Below are 15,283 nucleotides of genomic sequence, written 5' to 3' on the forward strand. Positions count from 1 at the left end.
TATCTATATGAAAAATAACGACTTTAAAATTAAGTTAATGGACGTTATAAAATTATGTTGACGCGTGACCTGGATCACATTTATGATTTACCTATCGATCGTTAACTAAATAGATAACGACCTCCAAATTCATCTGCTAAAGGTAAACATCATGAAAAACGTAAAAACCCTCATCGCTGCTGCTGTTCTGAGTTCACTTTCTTTCGCAAGCTTTGCGGCTGTACAAGTACAGTCCACCCCGGTCGATCAGCATAAAGTCGGGACGATCTCTGCGTCTGCCGGTACTAACCTGGGTTCACTGGAAGATCAGCTGGCACAAAAAGCGGAAGAGATGGGTGCTAAATCTTACCGTATCACCTCTGTGACCGGTCCTAACACCTTGCACGGCACCGCCGTCATCTACAAATAAGCCGGGCATAAACCCTCATTTATGCCACTGCAATAAAAAACGCCCTGCTGAGCAGGGCGTTTTTTTATTTATGATTTATATCGATTGCTGGATTACATCATGGTGCCGGGTGACATCGGTCGGCATGCCTGAGCGGGCCTCCATTGCACGCTCCATCACCACGCTGTTGGTATTCGCATTCGTTTTGAAGCTCACCATTGCGGCATTCAGGTTAATGGGCAGCGTCTGCGGGTCATCGCCAATGTTTTTCGATAGCGGCTGGTGAATTTCGACCAGGCGCACGCCGCCCGGCTCCTCAGAAACCTTAATCGGCGTATTGATGATATTCACTTTGGTACCCGGCGTAACAACGTTAAACAGTGTTTTGATATCGTCATCGCGCAGACGAATACAGCCGGAGCTGACGCGCATGCCGATGCCAAAGTCCGCGTTCGTTCCGTGCAGCAGGTAAACGCCACCGTAGGCCGCCAGGCGGATCGCGTGGTGACCCATCGGGTTATCCGGGCCTGCCGGCACCACGGCCGGAAGATCGATGCCCTGAGCTTTATAACGGGCACGAATATTGGCCGTCGGGGTCCAGGTTGGATTCGCGCGTTTATCCGAGACGGTGGTGACCATCGTCGGCGTCAGGGTGTCGCCGCCCAGCTGACCAATACCAATCGGGTAGACGGTCACCTCATTTTTACCCGGCGGGTAATAGTACAGACGTAGCTCCGCCAGGTTTATCACGATCCCCTCGCGCGGGGCGTCCGGCAGGATCGTCTGTAACGGGATAGTCAACACACTGCCCGCGCGCGGAACGTACGGATCAACGCCGGGGTTCGCCTGCAGCAGAGCCAGAAAACCGACGTTATATTTTTTGGCAATGGCTTCCAGCGAACCGCCATTATTTTCAACCACATGAAAGCGGTTTTCCCCCACCACTTTGCTGCCGGGCGGAGGAAGGGGCCAGGTATTTGCGCGAGCGGGAAGCGCCACCGCAACGGTGGCTGCCAGCGCAAACAGGGTTAACCAGCGAGTAAAACGCGAAAAGATCATCATCACCATAATCCATGCAAATGATAAGGTTATTGTTTTATAAGGCGTTAATGATAATTATGGCGAATGGGTGTGTCGGGAAGATCGGGTGAAGTGCAAAGAGTTTGTAAATTGTCCCCCCGTAGCGCTGGGCTAACAGGGGAAGGGATCCCCATAAAATAATGCCTGCACGGACGACCCCCTCTCCTTTGAGGGAGAGGGCTGGGGTGAGGGGGAACATACGACTCTGGTGGTCATTCCGTTCACTTTATGTCCCTTAGTACTCTGTAACGACATGACCTGTGAACGTGCCAGGGTGGCTCAGTCACCACCACCCTGGCGACCCGGGCTCCCGGCGGTAAATCGCCGCTACGCGGTCAGGAAACGCCTCAGCGATTTACAGCCGGACCAGGGTGTCGCTGTAAGCTATTCATTTTCCGGAAGCAACTTTCATCGCTTCCGGTTAATAAACTACATGAAATTCCTTAGTTAAGAGGGGAATGGAGGTTATGCGATCGCGTTCTCTTCCAGCTGACGCATAAAGTTACGCACCCAGTCCATACGGGTTTTGCGCTCCGTCAGTTCCTGGGTGAATTTCAGACGCGTTGGGCCATCCAGACGGAAATGCTGCGGCTGCTTTTGCAGCAGGCCGATGAGCCACATCGGGTTGACGTGGTTCTTCTCCGCGAACTCAATCACGCCGCCTTTTTCGTTGCCTTCAAGCTTGCGAATGCCCAGCTTCTGCGCCTGCTGGCGCAGGCGAGCGATATCCAGCAGATTTCGCGCCGCATCGGGCAGCAGACCAAAGCGGTCGATCAGCTCAACCTTAATCTCTTCCAGCTCGTTTTCCGTCTTCGCACTGGCAATGCGCTTGTAGAACGACAGTCGGGTATTCACGTCCGGAATGAAATCGTCCGGCAGCAGGGAAGGCATGCGCAACTCGACCTCGGTCTGCTGGCTGGTGAGATCTTCCAGCGACGGCTCGCGTCCGGCCTTCAGGGCATCAACCGCGTTTTCCAGCAGTTCCATATAGAGCGAGAAGCCGATGGTCTCCATCGAGCCGCTCTGGTCCTCACCCAGCAGTTCACCGGCTCCGCGGATCTCGAGATCGTGCGTGGCCAGCGCGAAGCCTGCACCGAGGTCTTCCAGAGAGGCGATGGCTTCCAGACGCTTTTGCGCGTCGGTGGTCATCGCTTTTGGATGCGGCGTCAGCAGCCAGGCGTAGGCCTGATGGTGCGAACGTCCGACGCGGCCGCGCAGCTGGTGAAGCTGCGCCAGGCCAAAGTGATCCGCACGTTCAATGATGATGGTGTTCGCGGTCGGAATGTCGATCCCGGTTTCGATGATGGTGGTGCACACCAGCACGTTAAAGCGCTGGTGATGGAAGTCGTTCATCACCCGTTCCAGCTCGCGCTCGCGCATCTGCCCGTGACCGATAGCAATGCGCGCCTCCGGCACCAGCTCCGCCAGCCTGTCGGCCGCTTTCTGGATGTTTTCCACGTCGTTGTACAGGTAATAGACCTGACCCCCGCGCAGCACTTCACGCAGAATGGCCTCACGCACCACCAGATTATCGTACTCGCGGACGAAGGTTTTCACCGCCAGACGGCGCGCCGGCGGTGTGGCGATAATCGACAGATCGCGCATGCCGCTCATCGCCATGTTCAGGGTTCTCGGGATCGGCGTCGCGGTCAGGGTCAGGATGTCGACGTCGGCACGCATCGCTTTGATGCGCTCTTTATGGCGCACCCCGAAGCGGTGCTCTTCATCGACGATCAGCAGCCCCAAATCTTTCCACTTCACGTCGCTTTGCAGCAGCTTATGGGTGCCGATCAGAATATCGATCTTGCCTTCGCTTGCCTGCTCCAGGATCTGCCTCTGCTCTTTGGTGCTGCGAAAACGTGACAGCATCTCGATGCGTACCGGCCAGTTGGCGAAGCGGTCGCGGAAGTTGTCGAAGTGCTGCTGAGCGAGCAGGGTGGTCGGCACCAGTACCGCCACCTGCTTGTTGTTTTCCACCGCAAGGAAAGCGGCGCGCATCGCCACTTCGGTTTTACCGAAGCCGACGTCGCCGCACACTAAACGGTCCATTGCCAGCGGCTGGCACATGTCGCTCAGCACGGCGTTGATGGCCTGAGCCTGATCCGGCGTGGTTTCAAACGGGAAGCTGTCGCAGAACAGCTGATACTGTTCCTTATCATGCTTAAAGGCGAAGCCCTCTTTGGCCGCGCGCTGGGCGTAGATATCCAGCAGCTCGGCGGCCACGTCGCGCACTTTTTCCGCGGCCTTCTGGCGCGCTCGCGCCCAGGCATCGCCGCCCAGCTTGTGCAGCGGCGCGTTCTCTTCAGCACCGCCCGCGTAGCGGCTGATCAGATGCAGGGACGACACCGGAACATACAGTTTGGCGTCGTTAGCGTAAGTCAGCATCAGGTATTCACCTTTAATGCCGCCCGCCTCCAGCGTGGTCATCCCCTGATAGCGTCCAACGCCATGCTCCAGGTGAACAATCGGCTGGCCCGGATGCAGCTCGGCCAGGTTACGGATCAGCGTGTCCGGGTTGATGGTTCGACGGCTGTCCTGCCGACGGCGCGCGACGCGCTCACCCAGCAGGTCGCTTTCGCAAATCAGCGCCAGGTTGTTGAGCGTGTCGATGAACCCATGCTCGGCGGCGCCAATCATCAGGTAATGACCGTTTCCGGTCGCTTCGCTCAGGCGCAGGATGCGCTTCGGCGCCACCTTAATGCGTCCCAGCAGCTCACCTAACGCTTCGCGACGGCCTTCACTCTCAACGGAGAACACCACCGGGCCGGTAAACGACTCCAGGAACTTGCGCAGATTATCCAGCGGGGATTTCTGCTGCGCCTGGACGGCCAGGTCCGGCAGCGTACGAAAGGCGAGGTTGGTGTTGGCGGCCTTATCGGCAAGCGAATCGGTTTTCAGCTGCATGCGCGGCCAGCGCTTCAGCTCGGCGTTGAGCTCGTCGGTACGCAGCCACAGCGCTTCCGGCGGCAGCAGCGGACGCATCGGGTCAACGCCCCGGTTTTCGAAGCGAGCGCGGGTTTCGCTTTCAAAGCGGCTGGCGCTGGCGTCGATATCCCCGGTGTTAACAATCAGGGTATTCGCCGGGAAGTAGCTGAACAGGGCAGGGAGCGGCTCGCTGAAGAACAGCGGCTGCCAGTATTCGATCCCGGCAGGCAGCGTGCCTTTGCTGACCTGCTGATAAATATGTTCCGCGTCGCGCTTCACCTCGAACTTATCGCGCCACTGGCTGCGGAACAGTTCGATAGCGGTTTTGTCCGTCGGGAACTCATGTGCGGGCAGTAAATTGATGGACTCCACTTCCTCCAGCGTGCGCTGCGTGTCGGCGTCGAAGACGCGCAGGCTGTCGATTTCATCATCGAAAAAGTCCAGACGATACGGCTGGTCGCTGCCCATCGGGTAAAGGTCGAGCAGCGCGCCGCGGGTCGCGTATTCCCCGTGCTCCATCACCTGGTCGACGTGGCGATAACCGGCACCGTCAAGCTGCGCCCGCAGGGCATCACGGGACAGGCGCTGACCTTTTTTCATCACCAGCGCGTGACCGTGCAGGTAGCTGTGCGGACAGACGCGCTGCATCAGGGTATTCACCGGGACAATCAGCACGCCGCGCTGCATGGTCGGGAGTTGATAGAGCGTCGACAGGCGCGAGGAGATGATCTCCTGGTGCGGAGAGAAGCTGTCATAGGGCAGCGTTTCCCAGTCGGCCAGGCTGAACACCAGATTATCGGTGAACTGGCGAATTTCATCGTGCAGGCGCAGGGCGTTTTGCATATCCGGGGCAACCAGGATCACCGGGCCAGGATGACGCTCGGCGATTTCCGCTACCAGCGTGGCGCACGCTGCGCCCGTGAGTTCACCCAGCTGGCGCTGGTCGCCCGCTTTGACAGGCAAGGAATAACGATAGTGTTCAGGCATGGCTATGTCAGAGTCTCTTATGGATATACCAACAGTATTGGGGCATATCACTGATACGCAATGTCTTTATTATCCTCGATCGTTTTACATAAGCAAATCGTAACCGCACGGCGGGATTATACGCCCCCGGAATGGGGGCGGTGAGGGCATTAACGGGTGGTGGGTGACAGCGTGAGCGGTGAAGGCGGAGAGAAGAAAATGTCCCCAAACAGCGCGGTGGAAATCTTACGCACCCCGAGTCCGGCAAGGGTACAGATCAGCAGGCTGGCAAACGGATAGACAAGAATTAGGGATAGCTCGGCCCAGACCGGCCAGTAAGCGGCATTCATCTCGCCAATCAGGAACAGGCTGAAGGCCTCAATGAGGATGCGGTGGGTGGTATAAATCGCAATGGTATTGGAGCCAATCACGTTCAGCAGGTTGTCAGGGTGAACGGCATAGCGCTGCTCAAAGCTGTAGAACAGCTTCATGAGCAGCACAATCGACAGCAATGAGAGCAGCAGCGGAACGTTAGCAAACCACAGCACCACGGAGACGGCGGCGAAAGCGCCGGTTGTCAGCCAGCTGCGGCGCAGGCTGAGGTTTTTCATCCACGTCATCAGCGCTGCGCCATACCACGCCCCGAGGCTGTAGTAGATCATGTTGCGTACCACGCTGTTCATTCCCCACCACGGCAGCGGCAGGAAGTTGATCGCGATGCTTGCCAGCGCCAGCAGCCCCAGCATCGGCAGCTTCCAGCGGCTCAGCAGTTTACACAGCGTGAAGTACACAACCAGGGCATACAGATACCACAGGCTGGTGCTGGCGGTGAGCATGCCTCGCACAAATCCCCAGAGGGAATCGGCGTAGGCCGCGTTCGACGAAGTGGCAAGCTCACGATCGGGGGCCAGCCAGGCATTCAGGTGGGTCAGCGCCTGCCATTGCAGAATCCCCCACAGCGCCAGGACCCAGACAATGCTCCAGATTCGCTTGTCGAGACTGGTTCGCCAGTCCACCTCATCAATATAACGACGGATCAGATAGCCGGAGATAAAGAAAAAGACCGGCATACGGAAGGGGGCGAGGTAGAGATTAAAATAGACCCAGCATTTGGCGAGAAGGCCGGAGAGCGGGTGTTGCAGCCCGATCAGGTGCGGATAAAACGTGATAACCGAATGATAGATAACCACCAGGCAGATACATAGCCCTTTTATCTGGTTAATCCATAATGCTTTTTGCTTCATTGTTCGCAACTACCTTATTGCCATAGACGAACGAACAATTGTTGTTAAACGAAACCGGGCTGTAATGGGTAACAGTCTGTATCAGGAGGTTTTTCGGAAAAGGTGGAGGTTGCGAGGGGCGGTTTCAGACATTAGTACCCTGATTTATCTGAATTTTTCGGAAAAATGATTACCAAAGCTTACGGTTTCAGTCATTTACGCTTAACGGATTCGCTTATATACTCGTGGGTCTGCTATCAGCAAACAGACGGACTTCATGTATCAACCTGTCGCACTCTTCATAGGCTTACGCTACATGCGTGGGCGCGCCGCGGACCGCTTCGGTCGCTTTGTCTCCTGGCTTTCGACTATTGGCATTACGCTTGGCGTGATGGCACTGGTGACGGTGCTTTCCGTCATGAATGGCTTTGAGCGCGAGCTGCAAAATAACATCCTGGGGCTGATGCCGCAGGCCGTTCTCTCATCGACTAACGGTTCGGTTAACCCGCAGCAGCTGCCGGAAAGCGCGGCGAAGTTACAGGGCGTCACGCGCGTTGCGCCGTTGACCACCGGTGACGTGGTGCTGCAAAGCGCCCGCAGCGTGGCGGTCGGCGTGATGCTGGGTATCGACCCGGCACAAAAAGATCCGCTGACGCCGTATCTCGTTAACGTGAAGCAGACTGACCTGGAAGCCGGGAAATACAACGTGATTCTGGGTGAGCAGCTTGCCGGCCAGCTTGGCGTCAACCGTGGCGACCAGCTGCGCGTGATGGTCCCTTCAGCCAGCCAGTTTACGCCGATGGGGCGCCTGCCAAGCCAGCGCCTGTTCAACGTAATTGGTACCTTTGCCGCCAACAGCGAAGTCGATGGCTACCAGATGCTGGTTAACATCCAGGACGCGTCACGCCTGATGCGCTACCCGGCCGGAAATATCACCGGCTGGCGCCTGTGGCTTGACGCGCCGCTGAAGGTGGATACCCTCAGCCAGCAAAAACTGCCGGACGGCACCAAATGGCAGGACTGGCGCGAGCGTAAAGGCGAGCTGTTCCAGGCCGTGCGGATGGAGAAAAACATGATGGGGCTGCTGCTGAGCCTGATCGTCGCCGTGGCGGCATTTAACATCATCACCTCGCTGGGGCTGATGGTGATGGAGAAGCAGGGCGAGGTCGCTATCCTGCAAACCCAGGGGCTGACGCCGCGCCAGATCATGGCCGTGTTTATGGTGCAGGGTGCCAGCGCCGGTATCATCGGTGCGCTGCTCGGGGCCGTGCTGGGGGCACTGCTTGCCAGCCAGCTCAACAACTTAATGCCGATTATCGGCGCGCTGCTCGACGGCGCGGCGCTGCCGGTGGCTATCGAGCCGCTGCAGGTGGTCGGTATTGCGCTGGCCGCGATGGCCATTGCGCTGCTTTCAACGCTTTATCCTTCCTGGCGCGCCGCCGCCACTCAACCCGCTGAGGCTTTACGTTATGAATAAGATCCTGTTGCAATGCGACAACCTGTCCAAACGCTATCAGGAAGGCACTGTGCAAACCGACGTGCTGCACAATGTGAGCTTTAGCGTGGGCGAAGGCGAGATGATGGCGATTGTCGGCAGCTCCGGCTCCGGTAAAAGTACCTTATTACATCTGCTGGGCGGGCTGGATACCCCAACCAACGGCGACGTGATTTTCTCCGGCCAGCCTATGAGCAAAATGTCCTCGGCGGCGAAGGCCGAGCTGCGCAACCGCGAGCTGGGCTTTATCTACCAGTTCCACCACCTGCTGCCGGATTTCACGGCGCTGGAAAACGTGGCGATGCCGCTGCTGATTGGCAAAAAGAAACCCGCAGAAATTAACGCCCGGGCCAGCGACATGCTGAAAGCGGTAGGGCTGGGCCATCGCGGTAACCACCGTCCGTCGGAGCTGTCCGGCGGCGAACGCCAGCGCGTGGCGATTGCCCGTGCGCTGGTCAACAACCCGCGTCTGGTGCTGGCGGATGAGCCCACCGGTAACCTGGACGCCCGCAATGCGGACAGTATTTTCCAGCTTCTGGGCGAGCTGAACGCCTCACAGGGTACCGCGTTTCTGGTGGTGACCCACGATCTGCAGCTGGCAAAACGCATGGGGCGCCAGCTTGAGATGCGCGACGGTCATCTGAACGCGGAACTGACCCTGATGGGAGCAGAGTAATGGCGTCACCGTTATCGTTACTCATCGGTTTACGTTTTAGCCGCGGCCGCCGTCGCGGCGGCATGGTGTCGCTGATCTCCGTCATCTCGACCATCGGTATTGCGCTGGGTGTGGCGGTGCTGATTGTCGGCCTGAGCGCCATGAACGGTTTCGAGCGCGAGCTGAATAACCGCATTCTGGCGGTGGTGCCGCACGGGGAGATCGAACCGGTTAACCAGCCGTGGACGAACTGGAGCGATGCGCTCACCAAAGTTGAAAAAGTGCCGGGCATCGCCGCGGCCGCGCCCTACATTAACTTTACCGGGCTGGTGGAGAGCGGGGTAAACCTGCGCGCCATTCAGGTGAAAGGGGTGAACCCGGCGCAGGAAGCGCGTCTCAGCGCGCTGCCGAACTATGTGCAGAACGGCGCGTGGGCCAACTTTAAGGCTGGCGAGCAGCAGATCATCATGGGTAAAGGCGTTGCTGATGCCCTGAAGGTGAAGCAGGGCGACTGGGTGTCAATCATGATCCCCAACGCCAGCGCCGATCACAAACTGCAGCAGCCAAAACGCGTGCGCCTGCACGTTACCGGTATTCTTCAGCTGAGCGGCCAGCTTGACCACAGCTTTGCGATGGTGCCGATGGAGGATGCGCGCCAGTATCTCGACATGGGCGACAGCGTGACGGGCATTGCGATTAAGGTGAACGACGTCTTTAACGCCAACAAACTGGTGCGCGACGCGGGCAGCGTGACCAATAACTATGTCTACATCAAAAGCTGGATCGGCACTTACGGGTATATGTACCGTGATATCCAGATGATCCGCGCCATTATGTATCTGGCGATGGTGCTGGTGATTGGCGTCGCGTGCTTTAATATCGTCTCGACGCTGGTCATGGCGGTCAAGGACAAGAGCGGCGACATCGCCGTGCTGCGTACCCTCGGAGCAAAAGACGGTCTTATTCGCGCCATCTTCGTCTGGTACGGTTTGCTGGCGGGCCTGTTCGGCAGCCTGTGCGGCGTGGTGATTGGCGTGGTGGTTTCCCTGCAGCTGACGCCGATTATCAACGGGATTGAAAAGCTTATTGGTCACCAGTTCCTGTCGGGTGATATCTATTTTATTGACTTCCTGCCATCTGAACTGCACTGGCTGGATGTTTTTTATGTGCTGCTTACAGCACTTTTACTGAGTCTGCTGGCAAGCTGGTATCCGGCGCGTCGCGCAAGCCGAATTGATCCGGCGAGGGTATTAAGTGGCCAGTAATTACGTCATGATCTAGCGGCTTCCGGGTCGCCAGATCGAAAGAGGAATGCGTTATGTATTATGGATTTGATATTGGCGGCACCAAGATTGCGCTCGGCGTGTTTGATAAAGACCTCAAACTGCAGTGGGAAACCCGCGTTCCCACGCCGCGCGACAGCTACGACGAATTTTTAACCGCCATTGCCGCGCTGGTGGCGCAGGCCGATGAACGCTTTGGCATGAAAGGCAGCGTCGGCATTGGTATTCCGGGCATGCCGGAAACCGACGACGGTACGCTTTACGCGGCCAACGTGCCTGCCGCCAGCGGTAAACCGCTGCGCGCCGATCTCTCTGCTCTCCTTGAACGCGACGTGCGTTTAGATAACGATGCCAACTGCTTCGCGCTCTCTGAAGCCTGGGATGATGAGTTCCGTCGCTACCCGCTGGTGATGGGGCTGATCCTCGGTACCGGCGTCGGCGGCGGAATCGTCATCAACGGTAAGCCCATCACCGGGCGCAGCTACATCACCGGCGAGTTTGGTCATATTCGCCTGCCGGTGGATGCCCTCGAGGTGGTGGGACGTGATTTTCCGCTAACCCGCTGCGGCTGTGGCCAGCACGGCTGTATTGAGAACTACCTTTCCGGCCGCGGGTTTGCATGGCTTTACGAACACTTCTATCATCAGAAACTTGAGGCCCCTCAAATCATTACCCTGTGGGAGCAAGGGGATGCGCATGCGCGTGAGCACGTCGAGCGCTATCTGGATCTGCTGGCGGTATGTCTGGGCAATATTCTCACTATCGTCGACCCAGATCTGCTGGTGATCGGGGGAGGGCTCTCAAACTTTACCGCGATTACGGAACGGTTGTCCGGGCGTTTGCCCCGACACTTATTGCCGGTTGCCCGCGTGCCGCGTATTGAACGCGCGCGACACGGGGACGCAGGAGGCATGCGCGGAGCCGCATTCCTTCATCTCACCGATTAGTTTACGAGGTTACTATGCTGTCGCGTCGCCAGGGTCGACTCAGCCGTTTTCGCAAAAACAAACGCCGCTTGCGTGAGCGTCTGCGCCAGCGGATCTTTTTCAGAGACAGAATGATGCCAGAAGCGATGGATAAACCCAGAGTGGTGGTGCTGACCGGGGCGGGGATCTCCGCCGAGTCAGGAATTCGAACCTTCCGCGCGGCGGACGGGTTGTGGGAAGAGCACCGCGTGGAGGATGTCGCCACGCCGGAAGGCTTTGCCCGCGACCCGGATCTCGTGCAGGCGTTTTACAACGCCCGCCGTCGTCAGCTTCAGCAGCCTGACGTCGCGCCGAATGCCGCTCATCTGGCGCTGGCGAAGCTGGAAGAGGCGCTGGGCGATCGTTTTCTGCTGGTAACGCAGAATATCGACAACCTTCACGAGCGGGCCGGTAACAAGAACATCATCCATATGCACGGCGAGCTGCTCAAGGTTCGCTGCGCCTGGAGCGGTCAGGTGCTGGACTGGAAAGAGGACGTGCTGCCGGAGGATAAGTGCCACTGCTGCCAGTTCCCGTCGCGCCTGCGTCCGCACGTGGTCTGGTTCGGCGAAATGCCGCTGGGAATGGATGAGATCTACAGCGCGCTGGCGATGGCCGACGTGTTTATCGCCATCGGCACATCCGGTCATGTTTATCCGGCGGCGGGGTTTGTCCACGAAGCGCGACTGCACGGCGCGCATACGGTAGAACTCAATCTTGAGCCAAGCCAGGTGGGTAGCGAATTTGAAGAGAAACACTACGGTCTGGCAAGTACGGTTGTTCCGGAATTTGTCGACAAGCTGCTGAAAGGGCTGTAACGCGAATCGCGTGAAAAGGCACCCGCCGGGCGGGTGCTTTTTTATTTAAGAATGAAAGAACGCCAGCGTCTTCTCCAGCGATTTAGCCTGCTCGTCCAGTGAGAGCGCCGCCGCTGAGATCTGCTGAACCAGTGAAGCGTTCTGCTGGGTGGTGCTGTCCATCTGGTTAACGGCGGTACTGACCTGGCTAATCCCCCGATTCTGTTCGTCCAGCGCCTGAACAATGTCGTTGATGACCAGATGAACGTGCGACACCGCCTCAATCACCTGTTTCATCATTACGCCGGTCTCATTGACCAGCTCAACGCCTTTGCTGACGCGGCCTGAGGACTCGGCAATCAGTTGAGAGATTTCTTTGGCCGCGTTAGCGCTTCGCTGGGCAAGATTGCGCACTTCACCTGCGACAACTGCGAAACCGCGTCCCTGTTCGCCTGCGCGCGCCGCTTCAACGGCCGCATTCAGCGCCAGAATATTGGTCTGGAAGGCGATGCCGTCGACGATGCTGTTAATCTCACCGATCTTACGTGCGCTCTCGTCAATCTCCCCGATCACCATTACCACGTCGTTTACCAGCGTTTCGCCATGCCCGGCGAGGCTCGCGGCGCGATCGGTCAGCGTGGTGGCTTTGTGGGCGTTGTCGGCGTTATTCTTCACCGTGACCGAAATCTCTTCCATGCTGGCAGCTGTTTCAACTATCGCCGCCGCCTGTTCTTCGGTACGCGAGGCGAGGTCAAGGTTGCCCGCCGAAATTTCGCTGGTCCCGCCGTGCACCGAATGGCTGGCTTCGCTGATGTTGCCGACGATGCGCTTGAGCTGCGTCTGCATGGTGTGCAGGGCATAAAAAATGCTGTGGGTATCCCCGGAACGCACCGGGATAGTGTTGTTCAGATCTCCCCGGGCGACGGCAAGGGCAATACCGGCGGCCTCGGAAGGTTCTCCCCCCACCGGGCGGTCAACCTTGCGGGTAAAGATCTGGGCCATCACCAGGCTGACCGCAACGATGCTTAACACCATCAGGACGATGGCTTTCAGTAAAAATGCGCGCGCTTCGGCCATCACTTCGCTGACCGGGGTGATAATAGCCAGTTTCCACGGCGTCTGGCTGTTGCCGACGGCGATGTCCTGCCAGGTGATAAACACCTCTTCCTTCAGCAGCGGATCGTTTACCCGGGTGACGTCATGACCGGCAATCTGACCCGCGTAAGGCTTGCCTGCAGCCCGTTTGTCCGGGCTGGACACCACGTTATTGCCCGCAGACAGGAGGAGGGCGTAGCCTGTGCCGTTCCACGGTTTAATTGCGCCGATCGTGGACTGCAGCGTGGCGAGCGAGAAGTCAGAGGTGACCGAGCCCAGAAACTGACCGTCACGCATGATGGGGGCGGCAATTGAGGTGAGCATCACGTCCACGCCGTTGTAGGGGTAAATATAGGGTTCGATGATCACATCTTTATGCCGCTGTTTCGGCAGCAGATAATAATCACCGCTGCCGGGCGTTTCGATGTCCGTCAGCAGGTGCAACGCCGGTTTGCCGGTGGCATCGCGATCGACGTAGCGGGCGTAGCGCCCGGCAGGATCTTCACCGCTCTGACCGGCAAAGGCGGCATCTTTATCGTCAAACGCGTTGGGCTCAAAGGCCATCGACATGGAGAGAAACGACGGGTGAGCCGAGAGGTAGTGGATGAGCAGCTGGTTCAGGCTCTGGCGATCGGATACGCCCGCCTCACGCAGCGCCAGGGCGCTGTTGCCCATATCCCGGGCGGCAGTCAGAGCGGAATCCAGCTGTTTGCTGACCTGTAAAGCCTGTACCTCGGCTATCTGGCGGATATGTTTTTTGGCCAGCACCTCTTGCTGCGCCATCCACTGCCACATCATAAACCCGATCGTTGCCGTAAAGCCCACCGTCACGGTGAGGAAAATGGACAATAGCATCAACGTCTTGACTCTTATTTTTTGTTTTCGGACCATGGCGTCTTTCATTCTCATCTCCCGTAATGTCGTGCATGTCGGGCAGGCACACAGTACTTATCGGATATTTCGTTCTCTTTCTGTAGAGCGCCGGATATATTTAATTTAAATTCCAGAATATTAAATCCCGTTAATTAGTGTGGATGCTTTTATTTTGTGCATTCAATCAAAATAGCGCTCGATAATGCTCGTTATCATCGTGTAGAAAGAGGATGCTAATAAATATTAAGTGGTAGAGGAGGATGGGATATGTACGGATTTATCGCGCGACAACCCATTTTTAACCCAGAGATGAATACCGTGGCCTATGAGCTGCTTTTCAGAGACGGGATGACAAATCGTTTTCCGGATGTGTCGGCGGAATATGCCACGTCCAGGATGATATCCGATCAGTTTTTATGTGTGCCGTCCCAGCGCATCGCCGGGGCACATACGTCGTTTATTAATTTCCCTTCAAGGATGGTCATTGACCGCAGTGGCGAAGCGCTTGATAAAGAGAGCGTGGTAATTGAGATCCTTGAAGATGCTGTGCCGGGGGCCGAACTGCTGCAGGCTGTCAGGGAGATGAATGCGCATGGCTACCAGTTTGCGCTTGATGATTTCACCCTTGCGCCAGAATGGGATGCTTTTTTACCCTATATTTCGATCCTGAAATTCGACGTCAGAAATTATACTTTAGCGCAAATTAAAGCGTATCTGAAAGCACGTCAACATCTGACCGGTCATATTAAATATCTCGCTGAAAAAGTTGAGACTAAAGAGGAATTCAACCAATACAGGGACGAGGGGTTCTCGCTGTTTCAGGGCTATTTTTTCTGCCGTCCGGAGGTCATTAAATATAAACGGCTGTCGCAAAATCAGCTGGCGATTTTCCGGCTGCAAATGGAGGTCGGACGCAATAAACCTGATTTTCGAATCATCGAGTCGTTGATAAAAACGGATCTGACGCTCTCTTATAAAATCATGCGCTATATGAAGCATACGGCGTTTAAACATGTCGGCGCCTGTAATTTCAGCAAGTTAACCCTGAGCGAGGTGCTCAGGTATCTCGGCGAAAATCAGCTCCGACGGTTTGTTGCCGTCGTGGTCCTCGCCAGTGCGGGTAATGACACCGTCAGCGAGCTTTACCCGTTAAGCATGATGCGTGGCAAATTCTGCGAACTGATCGCAGAGACGATGAAAGACCCGATTCTGGCTGAAAATGCGTTCATGTGCGGCCTGTTTTCTTTGCTCGATACCCTTCTTGAGCTGCCGATGGCCGAGTTGATGAAGCAAATTGCGGTACCGCAGAGCGTGAGCAACGCGCTGTGCCACCAGGAGGGGCAGTTAGCCGATATGATCAACCTCTGTCGTTATTATGAACAGCAGCGCTGGGACGAGGCAACCCGGGTTCGTCAGGCGCTGGGTCTGTCTGATGAGGAGGTGGTGGAGGCGATGCGAAAGGCGACGATCTGGGCAGGAGAGAATGCGGTCAGTTAATTCCCCCTCACGCCGCGCAGGCGGCGTGAGGAAGAACGCGA

General features: G+C 57.0%; 11 protein-coding genes. 7 read left to right on the top strand and 4 right to left on the bottom strand.

Annotation, left to right across the window (positions count from 1 at the left end; all coding sequences use genetic code 11):
- Nucleotides 1-151 precede the first annotated feature (151 nt).
- Nucleotides 152-409 carry a multiple stress resistance protein BhsA gene (bhsA, locus tag F3J31_RS09425; protein WP_045910210.1) on the top strand — a complete coding sequence of 86 codons (258 nt, stop codon included), beginning with the start codon at nt 152-154 and terminating at the stop codon, nt 407-409.
- Nucleotides 410-484: 75 nt separating this feature from the next.
- On the opposite strand, the gene F3J31_RS09430 is transcribed toward bhsA, so the two are convergent.
- The 3 genes from F3J31_RS09430 to F3J31_RS09440 all read right to left on the bottom strand — a co-directional run bounded on the left by F3J31_RS09430 (nt 485) and on the right by F3J31_RS09440 (nt 6,603).
- The gene (locus tag F3J31_RS09430; protein WP_167212729.1) at nt 485-1,450 is read right to left on the bottom strand and encodes a L,D-transpeptidase family protein; all 966 of its coding nucleotides are present in this window, start codon (nt 1,448-1,450) and stop codon (nt 485-487) included.
- Nucleotides 1,451-1,933: 483 nt separating this feature from the next.
- Complete coding sequence (gene mfd, locus F3J31_RS09435) at nt 1,934-5,380, bottom strand: transcription-repair coupling factor (protein ID WP_167212732.1); 3,447 nt, start codon at nt 5,378-5,380, stop codon at nt 1,934-1,936.
- A gap of 149 nt (nt 5,381-5,529) precedes the next feature.
- The gene (locus F3J31_RS09440; RefSeq protein ID WP_167212734.1) at nt 5,530-6,603 is read right to left on the bottom strand and encodes an acyltransferase family protein; all 1,074 of its coding nucleotides are present in this window, start codon (nt 6,601-6,603) and stop codon (nt 5,530-5,532) included.
- Between the two features lie 256 nt (nt 6,604-6,859).
- Between F3J31_RS09440 and lolC the strand changes: the two genes are divergently transcribed.
- From lolC to cobB, 5 genes are read left to right on the top strand one after another with little or no spacing between them, the layout of a single operon-like run.
- A complete protein-coding gene (gene lolC, locus F3J31_RS09445) occupies nt 6,860-8,059 on the top strand; it encodes a lipoprotein-releasing ABC transporter permease subunit LolC (RefSeq protein WP_045372942.1) in 1,200 nt (399 codons plus the stop codon).
- A complete protein-coding gene (gene lolD / locus F3J31_RS09450) occupies nt 8,052-8,753 on the top strand; it encodes a lipoprotein-releasing ABC transporter ATP-binding protein LolD (RefSeq protein ID WP_008500772.1) in 702 nt (233 codons plus the stop codon). The genes lolC and lolD overlap by 8 nt, the downstream gene beginning before the upstream one ends.
- Nucleotides 8,753-9,997, top strand: a complete 1,245-nt coding sequence (gene lolE / locus F3J31_RS09455) for a lipoprotein-releasing ABC transporter permease subunit LolE (RefSeq protein ID WP_046091778.1) — start codon at nt 8,753-8,755, stop codon at nt 9,995-9,997. Before lolD ends, lolE begins: the two co-directional genes overlap by 1 nt.
- Nucleotides 9,998-10,050: 53 nt before the next feature.
- The gene (nagK, locus tag F3J31_RS09460; protein ID WP_167212737.1) at nt 10,051-10,962 is read left to right on the top strand and encodes an N-acetylglucosamine kinase; all 912 of its coding nucleotides are present in this window, start codon (nt 10,051-10,053) and stop codon (nt 10,960-10,962) included.
- A 14-nt stretch (nt 10,963-10,976) separates the two neighbouring features.
- Nucleotides 10,977-11,798: a Sir2 family NAD+-dependent deacetylase gene (gene cobB / locus F3J31_RS09465; RefSeq protein ID WP_021240739.1), complete on the top strand. Its 822-nt coding sequence runs from the start codon at nt 10,977-10,979 to the stop codon at nt 11,796-11,798.
- Nucleotides 11,799-11,843: 45 nt separating this feature from the next.
- Here the strand turns inward: cobB and F3J31_RS09470 are convergent, their stop codons facing one another.
- Entirely contained in the window at nt 11,844-13,775 is a 1,932-nt protein-coding gene (locus F3J31_RS09470; RefSeq protein ID WP_167212740.1) for a methyl-accepting chemotaxis protein, read from the bottom strand.
- Between the two features lie 237 nt (nt 13,776-14,012).
- Between F3J31_RS09470 and F3J31_RS09475 the strand changes: the two genes are divergently transcribed.
- Complete coding sequence (locus F3J31_RS09475) at nt 14,013-15,242, top strand: HDOD domain-containing protein (RefSeq protein ID WP_167212743.1); 1,230 nt, start codon at nt 14,013-14,015, stop codon at nt 15,240-15,242.
- Nucleotides 15,243-15,283: the final 41 nt, after the last annotated feature.

This window comes from Enterobacter sp. Acro-832 (assembly GCF_011752745.1).
GTDB classification, from domain to species: domain Bacteria; phylum Pseudomonadota; class Gammaproteobacteria; order Enterobacterales; family Enterobacteriaceae; genus Enterobacter; species Enterobacter quasiroggenkampii.

Coding starts and splice junctions, on each gene's coding strand:
- bhsA (WP_045910210.1), top strand. CDS start 152: ATGAAAAACGTAAAAACCCTCATCGCTGCTGCTGTTCTGAGTTCACTT.
- F3J31_RS09430 (WP_167212729.1), bottom strand. CDS start 1,450: ATGATGATCTTTTCGCGTTTTACTCGCTGGTTAACCCTGTTTGCGCTG.
- mfd (WP_167212732.1), bottom strand. CDS start 5,380: ATGCCTGAACACTATCGTTATTCCTTGCCTGTCAAAGCGGGCGACCAG.
- F3J31_RS09440 (WP_167212734.1), bottom strand. CDS start 6,603: ATGAAGCAAAAAGCATTATGGATTAACCAGATAAAAGGGCTATGTATC.
- lolC (WP_045372942.1), top strand. CDS start 6,860: ATGTATCAACCTGTCGCACTCTTCATAGGCTTACGCTACATGCGTGGG.
- lolD (WP_008500772.1), top strand. CDS start 8,052: ATGAATAAGATCCTGTTGCAATGCGACAACCTGTCCAAACGCTATCAG.
- lolE (WP_046091778.1), top strand. CDS start 8,753: ATGGCGTCACCGTTATCGTTACTCATCGGTTTACGTTTTAGCCGCGGC.
- nagK (WP_167212737.1), top strand. CDS start 10,051: ATGTATTATGGATTTGATATTGGCGGCACCAAGATTGCGCTCGGCGTG.
- cobB (WP_021240739.1), top strand. CDS start 10,977: ATGCTGTCGCGTCGCCAGGGTCGACTCAGCCGTTTTCGCAAAAACAAA.
- F3J31_RS09470 (WP_167212740.1), bottom strand. CDS start 13,775: ATGAAAGACGCCATGGTCCGAAAACAAAAAATAAGAGTCAAGACGTTG.
- F3J31_RS09475 (WP_167212743.1), top strand. CDS start 14,013: ATGTACGGATTTATCGCGCGACAACCCATTTTTAACCCAGAGATGAAT.